At 47.9% G+C, this 1137-nt stretch carries 1 protein-coding gene; it reads left to right on the plus strand.

Annotation, left to right across the window (positions count from 1 at the left end; genetic code table 11):
* Nucleotides 1-1137 (plus strand): hypothetical protein (locus tag NZM04_04155; protein MCS7063228.1); only part of this gene is annotated, 1137 nt, incomplete at both ends.

The raw sequence follows: 1137 nt of genomic DNA on the forward strand, positions 1-1137 counted from the left end.
CCCGTCCCCTACAACGACGCCCTTCGCCCACTCGCCATCGGCTACCTCAAACGCCTCGCCATCAACATCCACGACCACATCCACGGCTACAACAACCCCCCTACCTACGTCTATGCCGACAACGGCACCTTCTATCAAAACTTCTCCATCGACCCAAGGCACATCATCCAAACCGAAACCGACCTCAGCAGCCTCAGCAGCCAAATCTTCCAAGCCTTGCCCAATGGCGCCCAGGAATCCTTAAACCCAATCGCCGCCTATGGAAAACGCCGCATCCCTTACCTCATCGAAACGGCTATGAGCGTTCAACAAGATGGATTTACAGCTAATCAATACGGGATTCGTGTAAGCTACATCTTAAAATTTTTTAATCCCTACACCGAAACAATTAGCTTCAAAGAAAATCACACCCTTAAAATCACCAATACCCCGGGATGGTTCATTCCCTATGACGGTAAAATTGTAATTCGACCCGGAGATTTAGACGTAAATATAAACCTATCCAATACCAACTTTCCTGCCGGTCAGATCACGATCGTTACCACTCGAAGGCTAAGTGATTTTAGCAAAACCCCACTACAATCCGTATCATCCGCAGCAAATGCCATTCAACACAATATAAATCTCACCCGCTCTGGTCCAATTTCGCCTCTTCCTACCCCGGGATCAGGATATGTGGCAAGTCATGGTGTAATCGCACAACTTGCTCGTAATATCCCCACATCCAGTAAGCCACCTTGGGGTGGGGGAGGTGAAGGTCGAGATTTTGATACTCGAGTAGTGTTTTCAAACGCTAATGGCATTTTAGGTGTTTATCCGCGAGCATTTCATATAGTGAACCCTCCTTTTTGCGACAGTTATGTGTCCTCTAGCGCTGCAAACAAATCCGTGTTTGATACATACCACCATCGAGGTGGCCCCTTTCTCCCGAATTCCCCTGTGGCCAGCAACTCCCAACTACCCCTCATCCACATCAATCCCAAAAGCAACTATATTACTGGAGACCCGATCGGTTTTCTTGATCAGTATTATCTCTTCTCTAACAATAACATCACTCAACAAAGCATTCGCAACTCCATGCCAGCGGCAGCGAGTGTTCGCAATCTAGTTGTTCAAAACCCTGACAGCCTCTTCGGC

The organism is Candidatus Methylacidiphilales bacterium (genome assembly GCA_025056655.1).
Taxonomy (GTDB): domain Bacteria; phylum Verrucomicrobiota; class Verrucomicrobiia; order Methylacidiphilales; family JANWVL01; genus JANWVL01.